This is a genomic window from Thermoanaerobacter thermocopriae JCM 7501 (genome assembly GCF_001310975.1).
Lineage (GTDB): Bacteria > Bacillota > Thermoanaerobacteria > Thermoanaerobacterales > Thermoanaerobacteraceae > Thermoanaerobacter > Thermoanaerobacter thermocopriae.
Map to the genome: position 1 here is coordinate 48,530 of NZ_BAZY01000009.1, position 19,846 is coordinate 68,375.

Annotated in this window: 23 protein-coding genes and 3 pseudogenes; 7 read left to right on the plus strand and 19 right to left on the minus strand. The window is 33.4% G+C overall.

What is annotated here, in order from left to right; all coding sequences use genetic code 11:
- Positions 1-32: 32 nt before the first annotated feature.
- Positions 33-1,202: a DNA polymerase IV gene (locus JCM7501_RS05430; protein ID WP_028992116.1), complete on the minus strand. Its 1,170-nt coding sequence runs from the start codon at positions 1,200-1,202 to the stop codon at positions 33-35.
- A 17-nt stretch (positions 1,203-1,219) separates the two neighbouring features.
- A pseudogene (gene trmL, locus JCM7501_RS05435) lies at positions 1,220-1,689 on the minus strand (tRNA (uridine(34)/cytosine(34)/5-carboxymethylaminomethyluridine(34)-2'-O)-methyltransferase TrmL).
- Between the two features lie 164 nt (positions 1,690-1,853).
- Between trmL and nikR the strand changes: the two are divergent.
- From nikR to JCM7501_RS05460, 5 genes and pseudogenes are all read left to right on the plus strand, one after another.
- Positions 1,854-2,285 carry a nickel-responsive transcriptional regulator NikR gene (gene nikR, locus JCM7501_RS05440; protein WP_013149714.1) on the plus strand — a complete coding sequence of 144 codons (432 nt, stop codon included), beginning with the start codon at positions 1,854-1,856 and terminating at the stop codon, positions 2,283-2,285.
- Between the two features lie 13 nt (positions 2,286-2,298).
- Positions 2,299-2,991 (plus strand): cobalt transporter CbiM, encoded by a 693-nt coding sequence (cbiM, locus tag JCM7501_RS05445; RefSeq protein WP_028992119.1) that lies wholly within the window; start codon positions 2,299-2,301, stop codon positions 2,989-2,991.
- Complete coding sequence (locus JCM7501_RS05450) at positions 2,988-3,305, plus strand: PDGLE domain-containing protein (RefSeq protein WP_028992120.1); 318 nt, start codon at positions 2,988-2,990, stop codon at positions 3,303-3,305. Before cbiM ends, JCM7501_RS05450 begins: the two co-directional genes overlap by 4 nt.
- A pseudogene (gene cbiQ, locus JCM7501_RS05455) lies at positions 3,298-4,112 on the plus strand (cobalt ECF transporter T component CbiQ). The gene JCM7501_RS05450 and the pseudogene cbiQ overlap by 8 nt, the downstream one beginning before the upstream one ends.
- An 11-nt stretch (positions 4,113-4,123) precedes the next feature.
- Positions 4,124-4,852: an energy-coupling factor ABC transporter ATP-binding protein gene (locus JCM7501_RS05460; RefSeq protein WP_028992122.1), complete on the plus strand. Its 729-nt coding sequence runs from the start codon at positions 4,124-4,126 to the stop codon at positions 4,850-4,852.
- 228 nt (positions 4,853-5,080) lie between these two features.
- Here JCM7501_RS05460 and JCM7501_RS14315 read toward each other — a convergent pair whose 3' ends face one another.
- The 3 genes from JCM7501_RS14315 to JCM7501_RS05475 form a co-directional block, all read right to left on the minus strand.
- A complete protein-coding gene (locus tag JCM7501_RS14315) occupies positions 5,081-5,185 on the minus strand; it encodes a nucleotidyltransferase domain-containing protein (RefSeq protein ID WP_245522845.1) in 105 nt (34 codons plus the stop codon).
- Between the two features lie 131 nt (positions 5,186-5,316).
- Complete coding sequence (gene feoB, locus JCM7501_RS05470; protein WP_028992124.1) at positions 5,317-7,290, minus strand: ferrous iron transport protein B; 1,974 nt, start codon at positions 7,288-7,290, stop codon at positions 5,317-5,319.
- Between the two features lie 18 nt (positions 7,291-7,308).
- The gene (locus tag JCM7501_RS05475) at positions 7,309-7,548 is read right to left on the minus strand and encodes a FeoA family protein (protein ID WP_054644804.1); all 240 of its coding nucleotides are present in this window, start codon (positions 7,546-7,548) and stop codon (positions 7,309-7,311) included.
- A 209-nt stretch (positions 7,549-7,757) separates the two neighbouring features.
- Between JCM7501_RS05475 and JCM7501_RS05480 the strand changes: the two are divergent.
- Positions 7,758-8,244 (plus strand): annotated as a pseudogene (locus JCM7501_RS05480) (Lrp/AsnC family transcriptional regulator).
- The gene (locus JCM7501_RS05485; protein ID WP_028992127.1) at positions 8,241-9,407 is read left to right on the plus strand and encodes an aminotransferase class I/II-fold pyridoxal phosphate-dependent enzyme; all 1,167 of its coding nucleotides are present in this window, start codon (positions 8,241-8,243) and stop codon (positions 9,405-9,407) included. Before JCM7501_RS05480 ends, JCM7501_RS05485 begins: the two are co-directional and overlap by 4 nt.
- A 127-nt stretch (positions 9,408-9,534) precedes the next feature.
- On the opposite strand, the gene nagA is transcribed toward JCM7501_RS05485, so the two are convergent.
- The 14 genes from nagA to yhfZ all read right to left on the minus strand — a co-directional run bounded on the left by nagA (position 9,535) and on the right by yhfZ (position 19,747).
- Positions 9,535-10,683: an N-acetylglucosamine-6-phosphate deacetylase gene (nagA, locus tag JCM7501_RS05490; RefSeq protein WP_028992128.1), complete on the minus strand. Its 1,149-nt coding sequence runs from the start codon at positions 10,681-10,683 to the stop codon at positions 9,535-9,537.
- A gap of 436 nt (positions 10,684-11,119) precedes the next feature.
- On the minus strand, positions 11,120-12,322 hold the full coding sequence (locus JCM7501_RS05495; protein WP_028992129.1) for a phosphopentomutase: 1,203 nt from the start codon (positions 12,320-12,322) through the stop codon (positions 11,120-11,122).
- Between the two features lie 16 nt (positions 12,323-12,338).
- Positions 12,339-12,749: a type III PLP-dependent enzyme domain-containing protein gene (locus JCM7501_RS16550; protein ID WP_256201186.1), complete on the minus strand. Its 411-nt coding sequence runs from the start codon at positions 12,747-12,749 to the stop codon at positions 12,339-12,341.
- 41 nt (positions 12,750-12,790) lie between these two features.
- Positions 12,791-13,012: a hypothetical protein gene (locus JCM7501_RS16555; RefSeq protein ID WP_256201187.1), complete on the minus strand. Its 222-nt coding sequence runs from the start codon at positions 13,010-13,012 to the stop codon at positions 12,791-12,793.
- 5 nt (positions 13,013-13,017) lie between these two features.
- Positions 13,018-13,524: an alanine racemase gene (locus JCM7501_RS16560; RefSeq protein WP_256201188.1), complete on the minus strand. Its 507-nt coding sequence runs from the start codon at positions 13,522-13,524 to the stop codon at positions 13,018-13,020.
- An 11-nt stretch (positions 13,525-13,535) separates the two neighbouring features.
- Positions 13,536-14,627 (minus strand): aminotransferase class V-fold PLP-dependent enzyme, encoded by a 1,092-nt coding sequence (locus JCM7501_RS05505; RefSeq protein ID WP_028992131.1) that lies wholly within the window; start codon positions 14,625-14,627, stop codon positions 13,536-13,538.
- A gap of 3 nt (positions 14,628-14,630) precedes the next feature.
- Complete coding sequence (locus JCM7501_RS05510) at positions 14,631-15,530, minus strand: phosphotriesterase family protein (RefSeq protein WP_028992132.1); 900 nt, start codon at positions 15,528-15,530, stop codon at positions 14,631-14,633.
- A complete protein-coding gene (locus JCM7501_RS05515) occupies positions 15,531-16,295 on the minus strand; it encodes an amidase (protein ID WP_256201189.1) in 765 nt (254 codons plus the stop codon).
- Positions 16,296-16,324: 29 nt separating this feature from the next.
- Positions 16,325-16,639 (minus strand): hypothetical protein, encoded by a 315-nt coding sequence (locus JCM7501_RS14335; protein WP_256201190.1) that lies wholly within the window; start codon positions 16,637-16,639, stop codon positions 16,325-16,327.
- A 54-nt stretch (positions 16,640-16,693) separates the two neighbouring features.
- On the minus strand, positions 16,694-16,858 hold the full coding sequence (locus JCM7501_RS16565; RefSeq protein ID WP_256201191.1) for a YhfT family protein: 165 nt from the start codon (positions 16,856-16,858) through the stop codon (positions 16,694-16,696).
- Positions 16,846-17,976 (minus strand): YhfT family protein, encoded by a 1,131-nt coding sequence (locus JCM7501_RS05520; protein WP_256201192.1) that lies wholly within the window; start codon positions 17,974-17,976, stop codon positions 16,846-16,848. Before JCM7501_RS05520 ends, JCM7501_RS16565 begins: the two co-directional genes overlap by 13 nt.
- A 17-nt stretch (positions 17,977-17,993) precedes the next feature.
- Positions 17,994-18,356, minus strand: coding sequence for a DUF2620 family protein (locus JCM7501_RS05525; RefSeq protein WP_004400340.1), 363 nt, complete (start codon positions 18,354-18,356; stop codon positions 17,994-17,996).
- An 88-nt stretch (positions 18,357-18,444) separates the two neighbouring features.
- The gene (locus tag JCM7501_RS14345; protein WP_256201193.1) at positions 18,445-18,585 is read right to left on the minus strand and encodes a hypothetical protein; all 141 of its coding nucleotides are present in this window, start codon (positions 18,583-18,585) and stop codon (positions 18,445-18,447) included.
- A 232-nt stretch (positions 18,586-18,817) separates the two neighbouring features.
- The gene (gene yhfZ / locus JCM7501_RS05535) at positions 18,818-19,747 is read right to left on the minus strand and encodes a GntR family transcriptional regulator YhfZ (RefSeq protein WP_028992135.1); all 930 of its coding nucleotides are present in this window, start codon (positions 19,745-19,747) and stop codon (positions 18,818-18,820) included.
- Positions 19,748-19,846 lie beyond the last annotated feature (99 nt).

Here is a 19,846-nt window from a genome sequence, read left to right on the forward strand (position 1 = left end):
ATATTGCGTTTATGCCTTTCTTTAGCTTCCATTTAATCCCTCCATTGTTTCGTTTTATTATTTAAAAGTTCACTGGCCTTTTTCACTATCTCCTGCCCTATTTTTTTATTTATTTCTCTGACTATGTTTTCTGCCTTAATAGACTTGACAACACTTTTATCCAAAAACGACAATTGCTCATACTTTACTGCGCTCAAATTAGAAACAGATAGTCCAATCAACCTTATATACTGGTCCAATTTTATATTTTCAATAATTTCGTAGGCTACATTGTATATGTCCTCACTTAATCGTATATATTTATTTAAAGTTTTGCTTTTGGTGTGAATAGCAAAATCTGATGTCTTTATCTTAACAGTAACTGTTCTGGCATAAAGCCCCGCTCTAAACAATTCTTCCGATATTATGTCGGAAAATAATTTCGCATAGTGAAGCAAAAGTTTTTTATCTTTTGTATCTTTTTCTAACGTTTTTTCCTTTCCTATAGATTTAATCTCCCTCATAGTCTCAACAGGCCTCTCATCAATGCCGCGGATCCTTAAATATATCTCCACACCTACTTTACCAAAAATTTCGACAAGATTCTCCTGTGACAGTTTTAAAAGGTCACCTATTGTATTTATTCCCATAGATTTAAGTCTTTCTTCGGATTTTTCCCCTATGCCATAAACTTTGGAAACAGGAAGTGGTTTTAAAATGTCGGGAATCATGTCCTCTGTTATGACCATAAATCCGTCTGGCTTATTCCAGTCAGAAGCAAGTTTTGCAAGAAATTTGTTATAGGAAACTCCTGCAGAAATGGTAAGTCCCGTCGTCTCTTTCACTTTCTTTTTTATTTCCTTGGCAATAACCTCAGGATTTTTGTCAATATCTGTAACATCAAGATAGGCTTCATCTATAGAAACAGGTTCCACCAGAGGAGTTATACTGTACAGGATATCAAAAATTTGTTTTGAGACCTCTTCATATCTTTTTCTCCTTACAGAAAGAAAAATACCGTGTGGACATAGTTTCCTCGCCATGTACATCGGCATTGCAGAATGTATTCCGTACTTTCTTGCCTCATAGGAGCAAGTTGAAACTACTCCTCTCCCCGACAGACCGCCTACAATAACAGGTTTTCCTTTATATTCTGGATTATCATGTTGTTCTACAGATGCAAAAAAAGCATCCATATCAACATGAATAATCTTTCGTTTCATAATCATCCCTCGATTTTTTATTTCATATTAGGAAAACCCAGTTGTCTCAAGGCTCATACAGTACTATAGCTACAGAGTTGGACAAATTTAAAGACCTTGTAGATATCACTTCATGCATTGGTATCCGTATACAGTCTTCGTAGTATTTTTCAATCAACCATTTAGGAAGTCCAGCAGTTTCTTTCCCAAAAAGTATATAAGAATTATCTTCATATTTTACTTCATGATAATACTTTTTAGCCTTTGTGGTAGCAAGATAAAACTTTTTCCCTTTGTTTTGTTCAAGAAATTGTTCGAGATTATCGTAAACAGTAAGGTCTAAAAGAGGCCAGTAGTCTAAGCCAGCTCTTTTTACGTATTTTTCGTTTATACTGAAACCTAAAGGTTTTACAAGATGAAGCCTGCTGCCTGTAAGTACACAAGTTCTTGCAATATTCCCTGTGTTTTGTGGTATTTCAGGTTCAACAAGTACTACATTAAGTGGCATGCTCTACCTCCTGTATTGTAACTAACTTTATTTTATTATATCACAAGAGCTTTATAATTAAAAAAAGAGTGAAAAATTTTCCCACTCATAGCGAAGCTTTTAGTTAATTTTTAAATTGACTCCTCATAATAGTGTTATTATTTTTAAGAAGATAACACTATTTTATGGGAGTGATAAGTCTGGAAGAAATAACACGTTTTGGAGTTTCAATGGAATCAAAACTTCTTTATCAATTTGACGAGCTTATAAAGAAAAAAAGCTATAACAACAGGTCTGAAGCCATAAGAGATTTGATAAGAGATTTTATAATAGAAAATCAGTTGGAAGCAGAAAATACGGAGACCATTGGTACAATTACTTATGTTTTTAACCATGAAGTAAGGGAAATAAATGACAAGCTGACAAACATACAACACAAACATTATCAAAACATAATCTCAACAATGCACGTGCACTTGGATAAGCATAACTGTCTCGAAATAATGGTACTAAAAGGTACCGCAAAGGAAATTACAAAAATTGCAGATGAAATTATAAGTACAAAAGGAGTAAAACATGGAAAACTAGTGATGACAACAACGGGTAAAAATTTGTAAGGGGGAATTTTTTATGCACATACCTGAAGGCTATATAAGTCCTCAAACCTGCGCTGTTATGGGTGCTGCTATGGTACCGGTCATTTCAGTTGCAGCAAAAAAAGTCAATGAAAGTTTTGACAAAAAAGACATATCTACTTTGGCTATAGGGTCTGCTTTTGCATTTACAATAATGATGTTTAACGTACCAATACCAGGTGGTACAACTTCCCATGCCATTGGTGCAACTCTCCTTGCAATAACTTTAGGGCCGTGGGCAGCAAGTATATCTCTTACTATAGCCTTATTTATTCAAGCATTGCTTTTTGGTGACGGAGGAATTTTAGCTTTAGGTGCAAATAGTTTTAATATAGCTTTTATAGCTCCTTTTGTTGGATATGGAATTTATAAACTTATGTTGGCACTTAAGTTAAATAAAGTCATATCATCTGCTATAGGGGGATATGTAGGAATAAATGCTGCAGCTCTTGCTACAGCAATAGAACTTGGACTTCAGCCATTGCTTTTTCATACAGCAAATGGAACACCCCTATATTTTCCTTATGGAGTAAACGTAGCAATACCTGCAATGATGTTTGCTCATCTTACTGTAGCTGGTATTGTAGAAGCTATTATAACAGGCCTTGTAGTATATTATCTACAAAAAGCGGATGAGGAAAATATACTGTATAAATTTTCATCCAAGCTTAGAGGTGATAATAGATGAAAAAATTCCACATTGCAGCTATAGTTATAATACTTCTCACCCCTCTCGGGCTTTTAGCTCCTGGTTCGGCATGGGGAGAATGGGGCCTTGATGAAATTAAGAACATGATAGGATATGTACCTGAGGGAATGAATAGATTCTCAGAAGTCATAAAAGCAATATTACCCGATTACAGTATACCAGGATTTGATGCTAATTTCTTCCAACAAGCTTTAGGTTATATTTTTTCAGCAATCGTAGGAATTGCAGCTATTGTATTGATATTTGCAATATTAGGGAGGATTATGGGAAAACCCCAGAAGAAAAATGGATAACTTTTTAGAAAAGACAATCTTAAGTATACAAAATGCATTTGAAGATATGTTTTATTCTGACACAATTTCTGCTAAAAAAGGTATTATGCAGTCTCTTGATACGAGAATAAAACTCGTCTCCGTTTTTATATTAATCATTATAGTCAATTTTGGAAAAACAATATCTTTTATGACCATATTTCTTATTTATACACTTTTGTTGGCTTATTTTTCTAAAATACCTATAAGAGCATATGTTATGAGGGTATCAGCAGTCTCAATATTTTTTACAGGTATTGTCCTGATACCTTCACTTTTTAATGTAGTAAAAGAAGGACATCCTTTAGTATATTTCACAAAAAATTTTTATATAACAAAAGAAGGTTTGTATAGTGCCATTATTTTTATGATGAGGTCATTTATATCTTTATCCTTTGTATATATACTAGCACTGTCCACAAAATGGGTAGAAATATTAAAAGGATTGAGGTCTTTTAAGCTCCCCCGCATTTTTACTGCTACACTTGAAATGGCCTTACGTTACATCTTTTTGCTTTTAGAAATTGCTACAAACATGTTTCTCGCAAGAAAAAGTAGAAATGTCGGGAAAAGTAATAGTAGTGAAGGACGGAAATTTGTCGCTTCTGCTATGGCAAATGTTTTGATAAGATCTCAACAACTGAGTGATGAAGTTATAACGCTATGATTTCACGAGGTTATAATGGAGATTACAAAACACTAACTCCTTTTAAAATAACTTTTTATGACTATATATGGACAGGTTTTAATATAACTTTTTTATTCATCTTATGGTATATCCACCCATAAGGAGGTTTAAATTGAGCACAGTATTTGAATTAAAAAATGTCTATTACTCTTATAATAAATCAGTTCCTGCTTTAACTGACATAACTTTTGAAGTAAAAAAAGGAGAAAAATTAATTCTTCTCGGTGCAAATGGCAGTGGAAAATCCACTCTTTTAAAATTGATGGACAATTTAATTTCTCCTGACAGCGGTGAAATATGGGCATTTGGCAAATTGCTTGGCGATAAAAAAACTTTTGATGAATATGAATTTAGAAAAAAAGTGGGTTTTGTGTTTCAAGATTCCGATGTGCAACTTTTCAGCACTACAGTCTTTGACGAAATATCATTTGCTCCTCTTCAAATGGGTTTAGAAAGAAATAAAGTTCAAAAAACCGTAGAAGAAACCCTTAACTCTTTTGGAATTGAAAAGTTAAAAGATAGGCCCCCTCACAGATTAAGCGGCGGAGAAAAGAAAAAAGTCGCATTAGCGTCAGTCATGGTGATAAATCCTGAAGTTTTGCTTCTTGACGAGCCTACAAATGGTCTTGACCCACGGTCAAAAAAGTGGCTTTTGGAAAAATTACAAGAATTGAATAAAAACGGTACTACCATAGTAATCGCAACCCATGACCTTGATATAGCAGCAATGCTTTCAGACAGGATAATAGTATTAAACGAAAACCACTCCATAGAAGCTATAGGCAAGCCTGATGAAATTCTTAAAGATAAGGAGTTATTGCTTAAAGTTAATCTTATTTAATAAAAATAAGAGTAGGTTTTATCCCCTACTCTATTTTCTCTTCTACAAATTTTATTATTTTTGACGCCTTATTAATGCCGAAATAGCATCCTCTTCATTGCTTCTTTTCATATAATACACGCCCTTCATCTAATACTTTTGCTATAAATTTATTTTTCCTGTATAATTCTTCGATTTCTTTTGGGGTATATACCAGTATATTTCATAGCTACATTGGGTTTTATAGCATCATAAAAAATCTCCAATCTTTTCATAAGTTTCCCAAACTACCAAGAGGTCTATATCGCTTCTTAAATGTACATCTTCTTTTTCCAATGAACCAAATAATACCACTTTTTTTGGGATTTAAAGATATAATAGAATCAATAGCTTTTTCCAACTCATCTCTCAACACTTTTAATCTTTTTTCTTTTTGAGGCATTATATATGGCATAATTTTATCACCTATTCATATTATACCATATTTATATAAAAGTAAGAATTTGATTTAATATTCCTCCTACCAATATTGCAACGAAAATGTCAACAAAAACTACCCACCATGTCTTTTTCCAGCCAATTGTCCTTTTTAATGCCGCAATTGTAGCAATGCATGGAATATAAAGCATTGTAACAACACCAAAGACAATCATCTGCTTTGGAGTCAAAATCTGTGAAATATGACTTGTCCCAGAAAGAGCTAAAAGCATTATAAGGGTAAGCTCTTTCCTTAAAACCCCAAAAATCAATACTATTCCTACTATTGATGGCAATCCCAACCATTTTACTACAATAGGGTCCGTTACATACGTCACATATTTAAATATACCTGTGTATTTCAATATTTCAAGCACAAGACTTCCTACAACAATTATAGGAAGTGCCACATACAAAAAGTCTTTAATCCTAATCCATATTTGCTTTAATGTTGGTTTTAACGCGGGTACTCTGTAACCGGGAAGTTCCATTATCAAATCATAGGGTTTTCCATGCGCTATTTTATCTGCAAAATACGCTGCTATATAAATTACCAAAACATCTAAGGCAAAAACAGCAAGTGCGTATTGCGGCCCCATGAATACCCCTATTGTACCTAAAATTATCACAATCCTTGCAGAACAAGGCACAAGAGTGGACATAAAAGACGCAACAAATATTTCTCTATCAGTTTCTAAAATTTTTGTGCCTAGTACTGCCGGGACATTGCACCCAAAGCCCATCAATATTGGAATGAGAGCTTTGCCGTGAAGTCCCACTTTGTGCATTATCTCATCCATTAAAAAGGCAATTCTTGCGAGGTAACCCGTGTTTTCAAGTATTGATAAAAATACATAAAATGGGAGTATATAAGGTAGTACGATGGTTATAGCAGAAATAAGTCCTTCAACAAGTCCATTCCATAAAACATCTTTATACATATTTGGAATATGCAAATTATACACCAAAGGTCTTAATACATCAAAAAATCCCTCCAACACGCCAGAGAAATACTCTCCAAATTTAAATATGCCGTAAAATGATATGAAGACAATAGCAAACATTGATATATAGCCAAATATTTTATGAAGAGCAACATTGTCAATCAAATCAGTCCATGTAATTCTATGGTGAATTTCTGATACTGTCTGCCTGGCTATAAAAGAGGCAATATCATACCTGGCTGCTGTAACTAAAGTCACAAGAGGGCCATCTGTCTTCGCCTTTAATCCCTCTAGTTCTTTTTGAATCTCTTCATAAGCTTTTTTACCATCAGGCTCTCTTTTTAGCTTTTCAATTATATCGCTATCTTCTTCTATAAGTTTTAGAGAAATCCACAGAGGATGAAACAAATTTATAATGTTTACTACATTGTGTTTTAAAAGAATATTGTAAATTCTCATTACATACTCGCTTATTTCATTTCCATATTTAAGAATTTTCTCTTGCTTTATGTCATAGTCATTTACAGTCGTTTCTTTATTTGAATCTACAACTTCTAAAACCTTATCTATCAATTTTTCAAGGCCTTTTCCCTTTGTAGCAATAGTTTTTACAACAGGAATCCCTAAAAGTTCTTCTAACTTTTTTACATTTATATCTATACCCTTTTTAATGGCATAATCTACTTGGTTTAAAGCCATAACCATAGGCACATGAAGCTCTAAAAGCTGAACTGTAAAGAACAGGTTTCTTTCAAGGTTAGAGGCATCCACCACATTTATTACAACATCTGGCTTTTCAAAAGCTATAAACTCACGAGAGACAATTTCCTCTTGAGAATAAGCAGAAAGTGAATAAATGCCGGGAAGGTCAACAATTTTTATAGTTCGTCCTTTAAATCTCAAAACCCCTTCTGCCCTTTCCACCGTTTTCCCCGGCCAATTACCAATTATCTGAGTTAAACCTGTCAATTGATTGAATATGACGCTTTTTCCCACATTAGCATTTCCCGCTAAAGCTATAACTATTTCTTTTTTCACCGCATATCCCCCTTCCCATCAAGTTTTTACATATATCTTTGAAGCAAGACCATATCCAATCACAAGGTGAGAATTTCTAACTTCAAGCTCAACAGGCCCCCTTAAAAGGCCTTTTCTAACTACCTTAACTTTTGTCCCTGGGACAAGTCCCATTTCATTCAATCTTTGCATAGCTGTCCTTCCAGCTTTTATTAGTATAATCTCTCCTTCATGATTTTCCCTTAATTGTATAAGATTTATAATAGTATTCTCTGCCATTTGTGATGCCTCCATAATTGAAAATAATTATCAATATCTATATAAAAATTGTAACATTCTTTATGCATACATGTCAACCCAGAATTCACACATTCGTTAAATTTCAAACGTTTTTATTTAAATTTTTATACTTCAATTTATTAAATTATTGAATTACGCCTATCTTTGTATTATAATGTGCATAAAATATATTTTTAGGAGGTGCAAAAATGGATAAAAGCATGGAGATCCTTGACCTTCTGTGCGAAAACAGCCGTCTTACAGAAAAGCAAATGGCAGCAATCACAGGCTTAGTGAAGAAGAAGTTAAAAACACAATAAAAAGTCTTGAGGACAAAAAAGTGTTGTTAAAATACACTGCTCTCGTAGATTGGGAAAAGGCTGGCCGGGAAGTCGTAACTGCCTCATAGATGTAAAAGTAGCACCCCAGCAAGGACTTGGATTTAATGCAATAGCTGAAAGAATATGCCAGTTTGAAGAAGTAAAATCTGTATCTTTAATTTCAGGGACTTATGACCTTTCCGTTGAAGTAGAAGGTAAAACAATGAAAGAAATAGCCCTCTTTGTTGCTGAAAGACTTGCCCCCATTGATGGCGTATTAAGCACTACCACACATTTTATTTTAAAAAGGTATAAAAAAGACGGAGTTTTTTATGAAGAAGGACAAGACGACACAAGATTGGTGATAACACCATGAATGTAGATAAATACATATCCAACGTAGTAAAAAGTATTCCACCATCCGGAATCAGGAAATTTTTTGACCTTGTGACTAATTCAAAAGACATAATATCACTGGGTGTTGGCGAACCAGATTTTGTAACTCCGTGGGAAATAAGAAAAGAAGGCATTAACGCACTAGATAGAGGTAGCACAACATACACCTCAAACTTAGGACTTCTTGAACTCAGAATCGCTATATCATATTTCTTAAAAACTCATTACAATTTAACCTATGACCCTGAAAAAGAAATAATGGTAACTATTGGTGCTAGTGAAGCCATTGACCTTGCTCTGCGAGCTCTTTTAAATGACGGCGACGAGGTTTTAGTACCTGAACCAAGTTACGTATCATACGCACCATGTGTAACTTTGACAAGAGGTATCCCTGTATTTGTTCCTACTGATGAAAAAAACAATTTCATACTAACCCCCGATGACTTAAAATCAAAAATAACCTCGAAAACAAAGGTATTAATTCTTCCTTACCCCAATAATCCTACAGGTGCCATCATGAAAAAAGAAGAATTAGAAGAAATTGTAGACATAATAATTGAGCATGATTTAATAGTCATTTCAGATGAAATTTACAGTGAATTGACATATGAAGGAAAACACGTGAGCATAGCTTCGCTTCCAGGCATGAGGGAAAGAACAATACTTATAAACGGTTTTTCAAAAGCTTTCGCCATGACAGGTTGGAGGCTGGGATACATCGCAGCAGAACATGGATTTATTGAAGCAATGAATAAAATTCACCAGTATACAACTATATGCGCCCCAATTACAGCACAGTACGCTGCAATAAGGGGTATATATGAATGTGAAGAAGATATAGTAAAAATGAGAGAAACATATGACAAGAGAAGGAAATTTATTGTAAACGGATTTCGCGAGATGGGCCTTGACTGTTTCGAGCCAAAGGGAGCTTTCTATATTTTCCCCTCAATAAAAAAGACGGGCATGACTTCACAGGAATTTTGTGAAAAGCTCTTAAAAGAAGAAAAAGTAGCTGTAGTACCAGGAGACGCATTTGGCCCAAGTGGTGAAGGATTTATCCGTGTCTCATACGCATATTCTCTAGATAAAATAGCAAGAGCGCTTGAAAGAATAGAAAATTTTGTAAAGAGAATATTGTAAAGGAATAACATCCGACATATCGCAAAATGCCTTTAATGTAAAAAGGAATCCTTATATCAAAAGGATTCCTTAAACTTTGGATGGCAATTAAGCTTCTTGGTATTTATTCCTCAATATGTATACATTTTTATTCCATAAAAACCTTTCCCTCTATTATTGTCATATAAACAGTCAAATCATTGTTTAGCACAACTATATCTGCATCTTTCCCAACTTCTATGCTCCCTTTTCTATCATCTACTCCAATTGCTTTTGCAGGATTTAAAGAGGCCATCTTGCAAGCTTCAAAAAGTGGTACTCCAAGAGAAGTAATATTCTTTACAGCTTTATCTAACGTTAAAGTACTTCCTGCTAATGAACCACTTTCTAATCTTGCTTCTCCATTTTTTACAAATACCTTTTGCCCTCCAAGTTTATATTCTCCGTCTCCCAATTCGCAAGCAGACATTGCATCTGATATAAGTATCACTTTGTTTGTTCCTTTTATCTTAATCAAAAGCTTTACTGAAGCAGGGTGTGTGTGTATAAAATCTACAATTACTTCACTGTATATTCTGTCGTCTAAAAATACTTCCCCTAATGCACCAGGTTCCCTATGATGTAGCCCTTTCATGCCATTATAAGTGTGAACTGCAATTGTAGCACCATGCTCTACTCCATTTTTCATCTCCTCATAAGTGGCATTTGTATGTCCCAAGGATACTTTTACACCCTTTTTAGTGACATGTTCTACAAAGCTTCCATCCGGGTCTTTTTCAGGTGCTAATGCAATTACTTTTATGTTACCTCCTGAAACTTCTAAAAATTTGTCAAATAACACTTTATCAGGTGGTATTATATATTTTTCATCCTGTGCTCCTTTGTGTTCTTTGCTTATAAAAGGTCCCTCAACATATGCCCCTAAAATTTGTGCTCCAGCTGTTTTCTTTTTCATTGTCTCATTTATGTTTTTAAGAGCATTTAGGATATAGGGTATATCCATTGTCATAGTAGTAGGACAAAAAGAAGTCACTCCATGTTTTGCAAGATGAATTGAAATAGCATTTAATGCTTCATAAGTAGCATCCATTGTATCATGTCCAACACCGCCGTGAATATGTATGTCTATAAAGCCAGGCACTATTTTTTTGCCTTTTAAATCAATTACTTCTGCATCAACATTATATAAATCCTTTCCAATCTCTACAATTTTATCTTCTAATATCAATACATCCCCATTGTATATTATTCCCTTTTCCGTATATATCTCACCATGCTTTAATAGAATACTTTTCATTTGAAAGCAACTCCTTTTAGTTATTTCATATAATCTTCTATATTTGATTATATCACAAAAACTATGATTTCTTAAATTTGTCACGTATGTTATCTCTATATAATTTTCCCTGGATTAAGTATTAGACTTGGGTCAATAAACTAATATTTCATACTAAATCGTTTATGAACTACTTATTCAACTTTATTTTTATCGAGGTAATTCTGCTTTCGTAGAACGAGACCACATTGGAGCCATTTGTAACATTACATTTAGGAGCCTCCATAGTCACAAGAGTGTTTCCTATTATAGCAGGTATTGATTGCAGGAAATTCCTTATTTTCTCTTCTTATGTCAAGAAGTATAAATTGGCAGTAAGACTTGGTTCTTTTTTATTGTTACATAAGGTATCAACCTTCATGTTAAAATAATATAAAAAAGGAGATAGAACGTCTCCTTATTTCATCATATCCAAAAAACTCTCTCCATTCTCTGTTTTTTCGACATCAAAATAATCTGCTATAGTAGCTCCTATATCTGATAAAGTCTTTCTTTCTCCTAAATTTACCGGTTTTAATTTTTTGCCATAAACCAGTAGAAGCGCTTTTTCTCTTGTGTGGTGGCTATGCCCTATCGTAGGGTCATTACCGTGATCACCTGTAATAAATAAAATATCATCTTCCTTCATATTATCAATAATTTTAGGTAGATAATCATCTACAAGTTCCAATTTTTCGGCGTATTTTTCTACGTCCTGTGAATGCCCTGCAAGGTCTGTTTCTTGTACATTTGCCATTATTAAACCATCAGATACAGTATTCAATTTATCCAATAATATCTTCAATACCATTTCTGTGTCAACACATGGATTGTAATTTGCACCGTCACAGTTTATAACATCTGCAGCCTTTCCAATAAGAGATACATCAAAACCTCTCTTTTTTAAAATAGTAGTTACTTGCGTATTCGGATCTATTCCATATCCTAGGTGTCTCACCATATAACCCTTATTATAAACACCTGCTTTTGTACAATTCACGCCAACTATTTCATCAGACTTTACCTCAATAGCATTTAATATATCTTCTATTGTGACTTCTCTACCCCCCAATACAATTACTCGCCCAACTTCTACATTATCTCTAACTATTTTGCCAATTTTTAATTCATCTTCAAAAGAAATATAATCCAAAGGGGCAGTAACATTATAGTTTAAACCCATATCCGCCTCAATGTTATCCGCTATTACAACTATTCCATCTACTAGCAAAAATGGATATTTTGGATTTGGTATAGTTACCCTATACCCTGCCTTTTCTAATTCAAATTTTACTCTGTCTATACGCTCTTTAAATGGTTGTCTTAAAGCCTTTTTAGGCTTTGAACCAACAATTTCTTGATGCCCCTGAAAAGTATCAGCTCCTTCATGTTCTAAATTTGAACACCCATAACTTGCAATAGGATTGCTTACTTTTTTTATATTTTTGCTATCAACTACAAGACCTGCTCCCATCACCTCCAAATTATTTAATCTGTAATTATCCTCATACTCAGAAACATGTTTTAAAGTATTTGCACCCCTATCTTGTGGACGAACTTTAGGAACATCAGTCATTTCACCGACTCCAAGACTATCTATAACAAGAATTATAGCTCTCATTTATTACCCTTCTTTCTTAAATCATTTTTAAATCCTTTAAAAGATTACCCATTGAATCAAATATATATGTCAATTTCGGTTTCCCCGAAGACAAGCCCTCAAGAAGAGCTACTTTTGCTCTTGTTACGAATATTTGCGTTCTAAATGAATATATTACAGTATCCCCCACGTTAACCTTTTTATTGTTTAAAAGTATAGTTCCATAGTAGTCTATCGATTCCGGTGGTAATTCTTCAACATCAAATATTCTATCTAAAATATCTTCAGGATTATTTGACACTAAAGTATATTTCACATTTGACCTGGGATAAAATCCACCACCATAGCAATAAGCTTTCCCATTATTTACATGAGATATTTCTGACACATATACTATGGCTGGCTTTTCAGGCTGTTTTGTATATGCATGTAAAGGAGTCGTCCCCAATAAAGCATGCCCCGGCTCTCCATGAGTAATACCATACTTATTTAAAAGCGGTATTGAACTACAGCATGTAGCACTGGCCCATTTACCTGCCAGATTTCAATACCCATCTTATGCAATATTTCTTTTGCTTTTAACAAGGTATATACATTATGTGTTGCCGTAATTTCTCTCTTCTCATAATCATAAAGAAAACATGGAAATGATGTAATGCCAGCAATTCTTATATTTTTTAATTTTAATATTTGATGAACCGTATTTTTCAAATCTTCTATATATATACCACCATTCTGCCTGGATATATGACATCTTCTTCATCTATTACTCTTAATAATATATCCTGAGTAATCCCAAGTTCTCTTGCTTTATCCGATATTTCTTTTGCTTTTTCATAGGAAAAACATGTTATAACTTCTGGTTTCATGAGTAAAGATAACTTAATGTAATTCTTGGGGACTTGCACTAGATGTCCTATATGTCCTATCTTTAGACCATTGCTGTGCAATACCTTTGCCTCATCAAAATCTACAGCTACAGCTTTATCAATTCCTGCCTTTTCAATGGTCTTTGAAATAATAGGATTTCTTCCAAATTGTTTTGTCATATAATATAAGCTAATATTATATTTATCAGCAGTTTCTTTAACTAATTTTGCATTCTCATAAATACCATCAACATCCAACACATAAGTATTGGGTTCAATAACACCGTCTCTGTGTAATTTGGCAGCTTCTATAATAAGTTGTGGATTTCTTTCAATAACCATATTAAGAAACATTGCCTCATCTCCTAAGTCAAACTTTTCTTTACAGCTTCTTTTAAAATTCTAATAACAGTATCAGCACCTGCCCTCATTGGATTAATGCGAATTACATAATTTTTTATTTCAGGATTATCTTTAATAAAAGTCCCTGAAACTCTATAAAACATAGCGCCAATTTCATATCTTGATTCAGAACCTACAGGATAAGGTACTGCTCCCATCTCTTCAGCGTATTTTAATACTTTTTCCGCAATTGGTTCTTCAAATTCTACTAATACAACTCTAGACTGCGCATTTGCTACATATGCCTTTTTTACTCCTTTTATTTCTCCAGTGTTAAGCCTCTTTACTATTTCTTCAACCTGCATTGCTTGTATTGCTAATGAAACCGGTGTGTATACAAGTGCCCTTAAAGTTTCCATTGCCTCAGGTCCTTGCACTTGGCTCCCACCTGAATAAGTTATTTTGCGAATTTCGTCTATAATATATTTTTTGCCTACTACACATCCAATTCCTTCCGGGCCCAACAATTTAAACATGGAAAATACTGAAACATCTGCTCCCAACTGAACACCTATATATGGAGCTTTCATAACTACATAATTTTCATCAGTAATAATAGGAACATTAGTTATAGATTTAATAACCTTTATTACCTCCTCAAAATCATAATTATCATCGGGTTTTTGCCTTGAATGTTGTATTAACACTGCATCAACTTTTGTATTTTTTAATATTTTAAAAGAGTGTAAATCGTTCATGTTTATTTTTAAAAGCTTAAGGCCCATCATATCGATAAGGTTTTGTGTTGTAGGATATACAGGTGCGTCATGCACAAGTAATGTATTAAGAGGTTTTAATAAGCTATTAAAAACGAGTCTCATAGCCCCCGTACCAGCACCTCTTACTAAAGCACAATCTTCTGCATCAAAAAATTTAGCAAGAACTTTCTCAACTTTTACGGTGGTTTTAGGTCGTCCAAACTCCAATGATACACCATAATCACCAGCTTCGAGCAATTCATGCCCTCGAAAAACTGATTGGATGATATCTACTAATTTAAACTGCAAATTAATTGCTTCCTCTAAGCTAATCTGTTTAATAGGATACGTAATCATTCTTTATCCTCCAATCAAGTTCAATGGATTTCTGTATAATATAGTCTTTATATCTTCTTCTGTTAACCCATTGTTTTTTAAAAGAGGAATAAATTTTTCTACTATATATGAATGGCCAAAACCACCATAATTTTTTAGATAAGATTTTCTTGAAATATCCAATGAAAGGAGAATTTTGTTAATAAATCCTTTGTCAATAAGTTTCTTTATAGATATTGCTCTTAACTCATCTGGTTGATAATTAGTTTTACCAATTGTGTCAAAAGCAAGATAACATCCATTATCAAGTAAAGTTAAATAATAATCCATATCAATGTTTAAATCAACATGCCCTATAACTACTTTTTCTAAATTTACTTTCATATTTTTAAAAATTTTAATCTGTTCTAATCCTAAAAGACCTAACGTTGTATGAGTTATTATCGGTACTCCGGTTTCATTATGTGCAATAGCAGCAGCTTCAAAAATTTTTCTTTCTACTTCTTTTATTTCTTCTTTACTTGTGCCTATCTCGCCTATCACAGATGCTTTATAATTTGTACCATCGATTCCATTAATAATTTCATCAATAAATATATCAGCCAATTCTTTAACAGAACTCTTATAAACTATTTCCGGCAAAAAAGGTTCTTTATAAAATCCAGTAGATAAAATCACATTCATATTTGAAATATCAGAAATATACTTGATTCTTTCAATATCTCGACCCATACCTATGTTTGTAACATCAACGATAGTATCTATGCCACTTTTTTTGAGTTCTTTTAAATCTTCAATTAAGCTATCTACATCATCAAGTTTGGCATCATCATCTTCTTTGAGTCTTGATAAATCAATAGTCAAATGTTCATGTATAAGAGTATAACCTATATCTTTAAAACCAGTATTATTATCTAAAATCATTTAATTCACCTCAAATAAAATATCATCATATTCTTTAGTGTTAAAATATTCATAAAATAGTTTTGGATGGCTAATATTGCTATCAATTATCTCTGCCAGCTTAATAGCACCTGTACCATATTTATTTCCCTCTTTCGCAATTATTAAAATCCCTACGCCTAAATTCTCTGATGGTACAGTAATAGCTGTAGTATTTACCATGTTAGCAACTTTTAGCAAATATTTTCCTGAACTATTTTGAATATAGCTTCCAACATATCCCATAGTACCTAAAACTGAATCCCCTAAACCAAAAATATCAATAGGCCCTTCTTTTGTTATCACTATGTCTACCTCTTCAAAAGCTTTATTAAGCTTATATATGGCATCTTCTCTTTTCAATACATCCTTTAAATCAATATCAATTACTGTAATGCCCTCTTTTGATAAAGCTCTTTCAATATTATATAAATCTTCCCGAACGTCACCAATAATCGGAAGATTTATATCGCCTTTTCGTGGACTTCCAACTTTCAAATTACGAAAATCTATTGTATCATCCAAATCTATTAGGTTACTCAATACATCTTTGCATACGAATAAATCTTTTGCAATTATTCCAATACCAGGTATGAAATTTATACCATCTGTTGATTTTTTTAATTTTTTACCTTCAAGACCTAATCCTTTTGCCATGATAGAATACAAATTACAGGACATCGCAGGCCCCAACACAGAACCACCACCATCAGTGCCAATAGCAAAATCATTTATTCCTAATAACACATTGATACAACCAGCACTTGTAGAGCCTGTCATCGGCCTGCCAGTAACAGGTTTATTCTCTCAATATCAATTGCTCTACCGCCTTTTGACATCTCATCAACTGTAAGCCATATATAATTTCCAATACTAGATAATTTTTGCAAATATTCGCGTTTAATTTGTGATGTATTTTTTACTCCATAAAAGTATAATTTATCATATACTTTTAACGCTCCTACAGCTCTTTTTATTGCCTTATAATTAATATATCTAACAGAATAACCTAAATTATCACGTGCTATATTTATCGCATATGCGAGTCTTGCCATCTCATTTATTTTTTGCATAACTATTTTATCATTCATATATAACATTCACCCTAATAAATTTATTATATGGAAGAGGGGAAATTCCCCTCTTTATTTAACCGTTGGAACATACAGTCCAAAAACCGCCAATATGTTAGCAAGAATACCAACTAATATTGCTGCAACGGGTCCAACTGCCATTCTCACAATAGGCCTTCCTGCAATTTCATTTAAAAGGTATAACCCAATTACAATAAATATCCCTAATCCAGGCAACGCATATTAGACGCATTCGCACCGCCAACTAACAATGCCACTTCCAATAATTGTCCCATCGCTGTCCTAATGTTATCTGAAGACTTTTTAATCCCTGGGAATTTATCCAAAAATGCTGCTATACCTCCCAGCAGGTAAACTTCCGCAAAAATTATTACAAATCCTAGTATTGCTGCAAGCAGTGGATTGTTCGCAAATAAAGCTGCTGCGAATATAAAAGTCATTCCAACAGGACCATATACACCGGTAGCAATAGCAGTAGTTGCAACTAAAGGTACAAAACCAATTGCTCTCGCTAATGCAACTAAAGCAGCATCTGTATAATTACCTTTAGAAACCAATGATAGAGAAATTGGATCGCCTGCCAAAATATGCAGAGACGTGGCTGCCGCTACAAGAGCACCCATTATAGCAAGTACCCAAACATTCTTTTTTATCCTGTCTACTCTCTCAGTAAATAAAGCAGCAATATTTGTTGAATTTTCTTCTTTCTTTTCTCTCATAGCATAGATAAGTAAAACTATCATTCCAGTAACTAATGCCATACCTTCTGGATTCAAAGCTATTTTGCTTGTTCCAATAACTATTGGAGAAAATCTTGCTACTATAGCTCTAACCAATGCCGATATTGTTAAAGTAATAAGCCCATTTTTAACACCATATTGGTATGCAACTGCTAATGCAGGAAATGCTGCAAAAGCAAATATTACAGGTGTACCTATTTGTCCCATTGAGTCGAAAACATTAACCGGTAATTTTTTGAATACATTTACAATCCATTGCAATCCTACCAATAGTCCTATTCCCCACAGAGCTCCTATTGTTCCAGCAACAACATATCCTATTTTACCTTTTGGTGACCATGTTCCTATAATATCTGTCCCTAGTAAAATACTATGAACAAGTAATATGGTAGCACCAATTGAAATTGGTATTCCAAAACCGATTACAAGTCCAAAAGATAAAGCAAAACTCGTTGCAGCCAATTCTGCTTTTTTCATTCTACCTTCTAGATATTCAGGCATTATAGGTCTTAGCCCATCATTAAATACAGCAATACCACCATTCGCAAGAATTGCTGCCAAAGCACCAATTAAAGCAATTAACACTATCTTCATTTTTTATCCTCCAATCCCTATTTTTCTAAAATTGCGTTTACAATGTAAGGTACAGCTTTTTCAATATGGTCATTAGTAAAACCAAACGCTACTTTCCCTTCAGCTACTGCTTTTTTTACGTCGGCTTCCTGTGGTGGCTTACCAGGCATAGAGATAGTTACACATTTTTGAGCTGTTAATATAGCCATTGCCATAGCTAAAGCACCACCACCTCCTGTTGCACAAGCACCAACATAGTAATCTGCCTTTCCATTTTTCACAGCCATTGCAGCTTCAATATCTGATTTTATTTCAACACTTACTTTATCACCTCCTATCTCCTTTATCATTTGAGCAACTTTTTGCTTATCAACAGCTCCACCTACAACAAATCTTATCATGTACTTTTACCCCTTTCTAAAAGATTACACAAATGTAATAACACAAATCTTTTTTCGGATTCGGGTAATTTTATTTTTATCTTATCTTCTATATTTTGTAAAATACCAAGTGCTCTATAGTAATTAGGAGAATTTTTAACTTCGTTAAAAGTTCGTCATCTATTGTAGACTCCAATTTTTCTTCTTCTTTTAATCTTTTTATAGACATTGCTAAATGAGTTATAAACATCTCATAGTGTTCATCCTCAGTACAAATTTCATAATTTACTCTTAATTCCTCATCAATTTTTTGATAGCTTCTCCAGTATCAAAATCGATCACACTACCTTGTACTAACAAATCTATTCTATTTATAATATTATTCTTCACTTAAGACCCTCCAAACATTATACAGTATTTTGTACCATAATATAAAGTTATTTTTTGACTCCTTCCAAAAATAATATATGAATAATTACAAATCAATATTCTGGAAATATTTTATTCAACAACACTTGTTCCTGAATCTTTATAACTTTTTCTTTATCAACAATTCTATTTATTATTTTATCAACACCCCAATTATCTCTTTTAACTACTAAAACAGCACGTGTATTATCTTCACTAATTTTTTTCGATTTTTCGCTTTTAAGCGGTTCATTTTTAATAGACAGTCCTCTGTCAACTATTTCATCATAGTTCCATACAGCTGCATCTATTTTTCCTTCAATTATATGGGGTATAATTTGATTATACGGTAATTCTATAAACTCTACATTCTTTCCCTCACATTCATAGTAAGTCAATATAAATTGGTCTAATGAAGTTGGATCTATAGCAATCTTCATCCCATCTTCAATCGCATTTTTCGCATTATTTGAAAATATTATACGATGAGTGCTTACGTTTGTATTTGGTCCAAAATCAACTACTATTTTTAAATTTTTACCAGATTCAATATACAATTTTGCTGCCAACATCGACATTATGGCAAAATCATATTTTCCATTCAACAATGCCTCTAACCTTCTTTCGCTTCCTCTCATGTATGCCATATTAAAAGGTATTTTCCCCTTTTCAAATACTTTATATAAACCTGTAGCTAACCCTTCGTATCTTTTTGAATACGGAAGAGGCATTACCCCTGAAACAATAGTAAGTCCCGCATATTCCCATAATTTTTTGTAGTCAATATTGTTTATATACGTACCTAAATGCCCTCGTGGCTCTAATTCAATTGCTTCATTATCTTCTAAATACTTTAAAGCAGTTTGTATTGTCCCACGCCCGAGGTCAAATTTTCTGGCATATTCTCCTATCGTTTCAATTCTATCTCCACATTTTAAAGAAAGCATTTCTCGTGCCAACATCGTAACGGCAATCCCATTTTTAGTTAATAGATCCTTAATCATTCAATCACCCGGACAATATACAATATTTTGTACATTTATAATATAGCATTTTTATTCATCGGTGTCAATATGATTTCGAAAAATTTTTTATAATATGAA

Bases quoted from the DNA above. Each gene is read 5' to 3' on its own strand.
- JCM7501_RS05430 (WP_028992116.1), bottom strand. From the start codon at position 1,202: ATGAAACGAAAGATTATTCATGTTGATATGGATGCTTTTTTTGCATCT.
- nikR (WP_013149714.1), top strand. From the start codon at position 1,854: ATGGGAGTGATAAGTCTGGAAGAAATAACACGTTTTGGAGTTTCAATG.
- cbiM (WP_028992119.1), top strand. From the start codon at position 2,299: ATGCACATACCTGAAGGCTATATAAGTCCTCAAACCTGCGCTGTTATG.
- JCM7501_RS05450 (WP_028992120.1), top strand. From the start codon at position 2,988: ATGAAAAAATTCCACATTGCAGCTATAGTTATAATACTTCTCACCCCT.
- JCM7501_RS05475 (WP_054644804.1), bottom strand. From the start codon at position 7,548: ATGGCAGAGAATACTATTATAAATCTTATACAATTAAGGGAAAATCAT.
- JCM7501_RS05485 (WP_028992127.1), top strand. From the start codon at position 8,241: ATGAATGTAGATAAATACATATCCAACGTAGTAAAAAGTATTCCACCA.
- nagA (WP_028992128.1), bottom strand. From the start codon at position 10,683: ATGAAAAGTATTCTATTAAAGCATGGTGAGATATATACGGAAAAGGGA.
- JCM7501_RS05495 (WP_028992129.1), bottom strand. From the start codon at position 12,322: ATGAGAGCTATAATTCTTGTTATAGATAGTCTTGGAGTCGGTGAAATG.
- JCM7501_RS16560 (WP_256201188.1), bottom strand. From the start codon at position 13,524: ATGTTTCTTAATATGGTTATTGAAAGAAATCCACAACTTATTATAGAA.
- JCM7501_RS05505 (WP_028992131.1), bottom strand. From the start codon at position 14,627: ATGATTACGTATCCTATTAAACAGATTAGCTTAGAGGAAGCAATTAAT.
- JCM7501_RS05510 (WP_028992132.1), bottom strand. From the start codon at position 15,530: ATGATTTTAGATAATAATACTGGTTTTAAAGATATAGGTTATACTCTT.
- JCM7501_RS14335 (WP_256201190.1), bottom strand. From the start codon at position 16,639: ATGAATGATAAAATAGTTATGCAAAAAATAAATGAGATGGCAAGACTC.
- JCM7501_RS05520 (WP_256201192.1), bottom strand. From the start codon at position 17,976: ATGAAGATAGTGTTAATTGCTTTAATTGGTGCTTTGGCAGCAATTCTT.
- JCM7501_RS05525 (WP_004400340.1), bottom strand. From the start codon at position 18,356: ATGATAAGATTTGTTGTAGGTGGAGCTGTTGATAAGCAAAAAGTTGCT.
- JCM7501_RS14345 (WP_256201193.1), bottom strand. From the start codon at position 18,585: ATGTTTATAACTCATTTAGCAATGTCTATAAAAAGATTAAAAGAAGAA.
- yhfZ (WP_028992135.1), bottom strand. From the start codon at position 19,747: ATGATTAAGGATCTATTAACTAAAAATGGGATTGCCGTTACGATGTTG.